Below are 5,386 nucleotides of genomic sequence, written 5' to 3' on the forward strand. Positions count from 1 at the left end.
GGGGGGGGGTGGCTGGGGGGCAGGGGGGGGGCGGGGGGGGGGGGGGGGAGGGGGACCGGCCCTGGCATCCGGGCCATGAACGTCATCGTCGAACTCCGGCAGTACACCCTCCACCCGGGCGCCCGGGACACCCTGGTCGACCTCTTCGAGCGGGAGTTCGTCACCGGGCAGGAGGCGGCCGGCATCACCGTGGGCGGCCGGTTCCGGGACCTCGACGAGCCGGACCGCCTCGTCCGGCTGCGCAGCTTCCCGGACATGGCGGCACGGGCGCGGGCGCTGCACGCCTTCTACGGCGGCCCCGTCTGGCAGGCCCGTCGCGAGGCGGCCAACGCGACCATGGTCGACTCGGACGATGTGCTCCTGCTGCGCGGACCGGGCTTCGCCGCCCCGGCCACCACGGGGCCCGTCGTGGCGACCATCTGTCACCCCCTGGACCTCGTGGCCTTCTCCGACCACTTCGAGCGGCACCTGCGCCCCGCCCTGACCGCCGCCGGGACGCCCGCGCAGGCCCTACACCTCACCGAGCACGCGGAGAACACCTTCCCCGCACTGCCGGTCCGGGGCGGTGAGGAGGTCTTGCTGTGGTTCACCGCGGGGCAGGGAGCACCGCGCCTGCCGGACCTCTCCCTCCCTCTCGAGTCGGCTCCGCAGCACCTCCGACTGGAGCCCGTCCGGGGGCTGCTGAGGCTGCGGGAGCAAGATCCGGAAGAGGGAGTCTAGGGTGGGCCCATGAACACGCCGGACGCCGACCGCATGGCCCTCGACCTTCTCGACGCCCACCTGGAAGACCTGTCCCGGGCAGCCGGCGAACTCCACCGGGGAAACCCCGCCGTCGTCCCCGAGGTGCCGCGCGAGCTCGTCGAGGCCGCCGCGGACGGTGCGGCCACGGAACTCCTGCGGTGGGGGTACGGAGAGCTGGCCGGCATCCCGCGCTCACCGGCCTACGCGTTCGCCCTCGGCGTCGGCACCACCATCATGGAGCTGTGGCGGCGCCGCAGCCCCTGGAACGCGGCGGCCCTGCGCCTGCTGGAGGACCCGTACGTCTTCCTCGCCACCGGCCCGCGCCGGCACGAGGACTGGGCCGCGGACGTGCTCGCCGTGATGTACCGCGAGGTCCCCGACCCGCGCGGCTGGCTCCGGCTCGACGGCGAACGCACCGACGATGCCGGCAGCGCCGTCTCGGCGTACCCCTTCGCGCCGCCGCCCGCCGCCGGGTTCCGGGACCGCCTGTACGAGCTGGAGCCTGCGGGGGCCGTCACCTCGCTCGCCGTCATGGCGGAGGAGTGGGGCCCCTGCACGCCCGTCCGCAACCGGCCGGATCGCGACGCCCTGCTGGCCGACGCACGGTTCCTGCTGGACCGCTACGGCCCGGACGCCCGATTCTTCACGAACGCCCTGGACGCGGCCTCGGACCCCGCCCGGGACTTCGTCCAGGCCGGCCTCGAAGGGACGAAGACCCACACGTTCCTCACGAGCGAGTACATCAGGGGCATGGACCTGTTCGATGAACTGGGTCTCATCGCCGTGTCCGACGACGAGGTCGGGGTCTTCTGGTCCATCGGCGCGTACTGACACCGGCTTCCCGGCTCACCGGCTCACCGAGCGGGACGTCGTGCGGCTGTCGCCGCGTCAGCCCTGTGGGTGCAGGGCCAGCAGGGCCGTGCGGTGGGAGACCCATCCCAGGAGGCGGAGCCGTTCCTCGTCGAGGACCGGGAGTCCGTCGCCCTCGCTCGCGGCGAGGAGCGGCAGTGCCTGCTGCAGGGACTGGCCGGCGAGGAGGGCCGGCGGGTGGTCCCGTACCGCCTCGACGGGCGTGTCCCCGGAGAGGCCTTCGTGCAGGGCCCGGGAGAGGGCGGGCGCGCCGACCGAACCCACGTAGTGGCCGTGCCGATCGATGAGCGGGAGGCGGTCGGCGCCCGCCTCGATCATCACCGTGAGCGCCTCGCGCAGTCCGGTGCCGGGCGCGAGCGCCGGCGGCGGTGGTCCCATGGCGGTCCGGACCTCGATCGCGGCCGGGCCGGTCAGGTCCAAGTCGACCCCGCGGCGGCGGAGTTTGGCCGTGTAGACGGTGTCCCGGCTGAGCGCGTGGCTGACTCCGGTGGCGACGGCGACGGCGACCATGAGCGGCAGGATGATCCCGTACTCGCCGGTCAGTTCGTAGATGATGACGACCGCGGTGATCGGTGCGCGGGCCGAACCGGCGAAGACCGCGCCCATGCCGATGACGGCGTAGGTCATGGCCGAGCCGGTCACTCCGGGGGCGAGGTGGTCCATCGACTGTCCGAAGGCGCTGCCGAGCATGGCGCCGACGAAGAGGCTGGGGGCGAAGACACCTCCCGAGCCGCCGATCCCGATGGTGACGCTGCACGCGATGATCTTGCCGATGAGCAGCACGAGCAGGAATCCGATCGCGTACCCGCCCACCGCGGCCTTGCCGAGGACCGGGTAGCCGACCCCGTACATCTCGGGCAGTGCGAGCAGGATCGCGCCCAGGACGATGCCGCCGGCTGCCGGGCGGAGCCATTCCGGGCCGTGCCAGACCGAGTCGCAGAGATCCTCCACCCCGTACAGCACCTTGGTGAAGAGCACCCCGACGGCCCCGGCCACCGCACCGAGCAGTACGTACAGGGCGTACGCGGCCAGGTGGCCGGCGTTCACCGGTGCCAGGTCCAGGAACCGTTCGTCGCCGAGGATTTCGCGTCCGATCACGCTGGCGGTGACCGCGGAGACGGCCACCAGGCCGAAGGCACGGGCCGTGAAATCGCGCAGGATCAGTTCCATCGAGAAGAAGACGCCGGCCAGGGGTGCGTTGAAGGTGGCGGCGATGCCGCCCGCCGCGCCGCAGGCGACCAGCAGCCGCATCCGTTCCTCGCGCACGCGCAGGAGCGCTCCGACGGTGGAGCCGAGGGCGGCCCCGATCTGGACGATGGGCCCTTCGCGGCCCACGGAACCGCCGCCACCGATACACAGCGCGGAGGCCAGGGACTTCACCACCGCGACCCGGGGCGGGATCCGGCCACCCTGACGGGCGACCGCGTACATCACCTCGGGGACTCCGTGGCCGCGCGCCTCCTTGGCGTAGCGGTAGACGAGCGGTCCGTAGAGCGCGCCCGCGACCACGGGTGCGAGCAGCACGAAGTACGGTCCGAGCCAGGGCACGAACGGGTTGTCGGCGTGGCCGGCGGAGGAGTAGTCGTCGTGGCCGGACAGCGCCCGGGTAAAGACCTCGATCAGCCAGCGGAAGCCCACGGCGCCCAGTCCCGCCCCGGCGCCCACGAGTACCACGGGCAGCAGCATCGCGGCCTGGGTGCGGTTCAGCGCGTCCCGTGCCGCGTCCGCCGAGAACGGACCCATCTCCACTCCTCAGGAACCGATCCACTGCCGATCGCGCGCCCCGGCCCCTGACCACGATCCCCCGGACCCCCATCCAACGGGCCGCCTGCCGCCTCGGCCGGGAGGCGGGCCGGGGGTACACCCGCCCGGCGTAGGGCCAGGCGCGGAGCCTGCCGCGGGGCCTGCCGGGGAGCCTGCCGCGGGGCCTGCCGTGGGGCCGTCAGAACCGGTCCGGCGCCGGTCCGGTGGGGACGGTGTGCCGCCTGGCCGAAGGCCGACCCCCGTCCGTTCCCGGTCCCGTACAGTCCGTGCTGCCGTCGGCCCGGCACGGGCTGAACCCGGCTCAACCCGACGGAAACCAGCCTGCGAACGGACCAACGGACGAACAGGGGAACACCGATGGCCATCGAAGCCGGTCCCGTGGACCGCCTCACTCCCCCGGTCCCCGAGCTGGCCCCCTCCGCCGTGCAGCGGTGGAGCGCGGGCGGAGGCCAGCTCGTCGAACTGCTGGCCGAGGTGTGCGGACGGCTCGGCGGGGTCGGCGCGTTCCGGCTCGGCGCCGGCGACGGCGCCGGGGACCGGCCGACCGTGCTGGTCACCGATCCGGGGGCGATCCAGCACGTGCTGGCCCTGCACCCGCAGCGCTACGTCAAACGCTCGCACCGTGCCCGGCTGCTGGTCGGCGAGGGCGTGCTCTCCGCGACCGGCGAGGCGTGGAAGCGGCAACGGCGGCTCCTGCAGTCCCAGTTCACGGGGACCGGGATGCGCCGCTACGAGCAGCGGATCGCCGAGGCCGCGCGGATCACGGCCGGCCGCTGGGCCGCGTACGCCCGTACCGGGGAGGTCTTCGACGTCGGGGAGGAGATGCGGCGCTTCGCCCTCGACACCATCTGGCGCTCCCTGACCGGCCGCGCCCTGGACGCGGACACCGAGCACGAACTGGGCTCCGTCGCGGCCGTGGTGGCGGCCCTGCCGACGCTGCCCGCCGATTCCGCCGACGCCGGGGAGGCGGTGGCCGCCGATCTGGCCAGGATCGACGCCGTGGCCCGGCACGCGATCGCCGCCGCCCGCCGGGGCGCCGCGGGTCCCGACGGGCCCGGGCTGCTCCACCTGCTGGTGGAGGCCTCCGCCGAACGGCCCGAGTACACCGACCGGCTGATCCGCGACGAGCTGGTCACGCTGCTGGTCGCCGGGCACGAGACCACGGCCACCACACTGACCTGGCTGTACCTGCTGCTCGACCGCAGTCCCGAGGCCCGCGCGTGGGCCCTCGCGGCGGGCGGCGAGGGCTCGGCGGAGCGCCGGGAGGCGATCCAGGCCCTGGTCAACGAGACCTTGCGGCTGTATCCGTCCGCCTGGATCCTGCCCCGGCACGCCGTCGAGGACGACGTCCTGGCGGGCTACGCCATCGAGGCGGGCACCGACGTGATCGTCTGCCCCTACCTCGCGCACCGCGACCCGGCGCTGTGGCCCGATCCCGAGCGCTTCGACCCGACGCGCTTCACCGCGCCGGGCGGTCGGCCGGCCGTCCCGGGGGCGTACGTGCCCTTCGGCATCGGGCCCCGTGCCTGTCTCGGTCTGCAGTTCGCGCTGCGCGAGTCGACGGTGTTGCTGGAACACCTGCTGCCGGCCCATGCGCCGGCCTTCCGGTCCGTCCCGGACAGGGCCGCCTACAGCATCACGGTGCGTCCGGACGGTCCGACGCCGGTGACGCTCGCCGTCCGTCCGTGACGGGGATCACCGCCCGGCGGCCCTTCCGCGCTTCGGCCGATTCCGGGCCGGAACTCTCCGGAAGTTGATGGCGGCAGGGCTTTTCGACCATCGATTGACGGGATGGCGGGCCCGGTCTGCCGTGGACCTGCGCCCGGGCCGAGTACGTGCGGCCCCCTGCCTCGGGACCAAAGTCCCTGGCCGTCCGCCCGGCCCGAGCCCACCCTTTTGAAGGCGCCCCACGCCGGCGGACGGGTCGGTGACGGGGCGGGCCGGGCACGAGCGGTGTGCCGGCCCCGGGGGGGGGGGAGGGGGGAGGAAAGGGGCGGTGCATAACGCCCAA

The 5,386-nt window shown here is 74.1% G+C and carries 4 protein-coding genes; 3 read left to right on the forward strand and 1 reads right to left on the reverse strand.

Annotated elements, in window-relative coordinates:
- The first annotated feature begins 75 nt into the window (after positions 1-75).
- Together ACFWBW_RS20680 and ACFWBW_RS20685 are read left to right on the forward strand one after the other, a co-directional pair.
- Entirely contained in the window at positions 76-720 is a 645-nt protein-coding gene (locus ACFWBW_RS20680; RefSeq protein WP_385374460.1) for an NIPSNAP family protein, read from the forward strand.
- 9 nt (positions 721-729) lie between these two features.
- A complete protein-coding gene (locus ACFWBW_RS20685; protein WP_385374462.1) occupies positions 730-1,572 on the forward strand; it encodes a hypothetical protein in 843 nt (280 codons plus the stop codon).
- 57 nt (positions 1,573-1,629) lie between these two features.
- Here the strand turns inward: ACFWBW_RS20685 and ACFWBW_RS20690 are convergent, their stop codons facing one another.
- A complete protein-coding gene (locus tag ACFWBW_RS20690; RefSeq protein ID WP_385374542.1) occupies positions 1,630-3,297 on the reverse strand; it encodes a chloride channel protein in 1,668 nt (555 codons plus the stop codon).
- Between the two features lie 435 nt (positions 3,298-3,732).
- On the opposite strand from ACFWBW_RS20690, the gene ACFWBW_RS20695 reads away from it, so the two are divergent.
- Positions 3,733-5,064, forward strand: a complete 1,332-nt coding sequence (locus ACFWBW_RS20695; RefSeq protein WP_385374464.1) for a cytochrome P450 — start codon at positions 3,733-3,735, stop codon at positions 5,062-5,064.
- The last annotated feature ends 322 nt before the right edge of the window (positions 5,065-5,386 follow it).

The sequence above is a fragment of the Streptomyces sp. NPDC059957 genome (genome assembly GCF_042730015.1).
Taxonomy (GTDB): domain Bacteria; phylum Actinomycetota; class Actinomycetes; order Streptomycetales; family Streptomycetaceae; genus Streptomyces.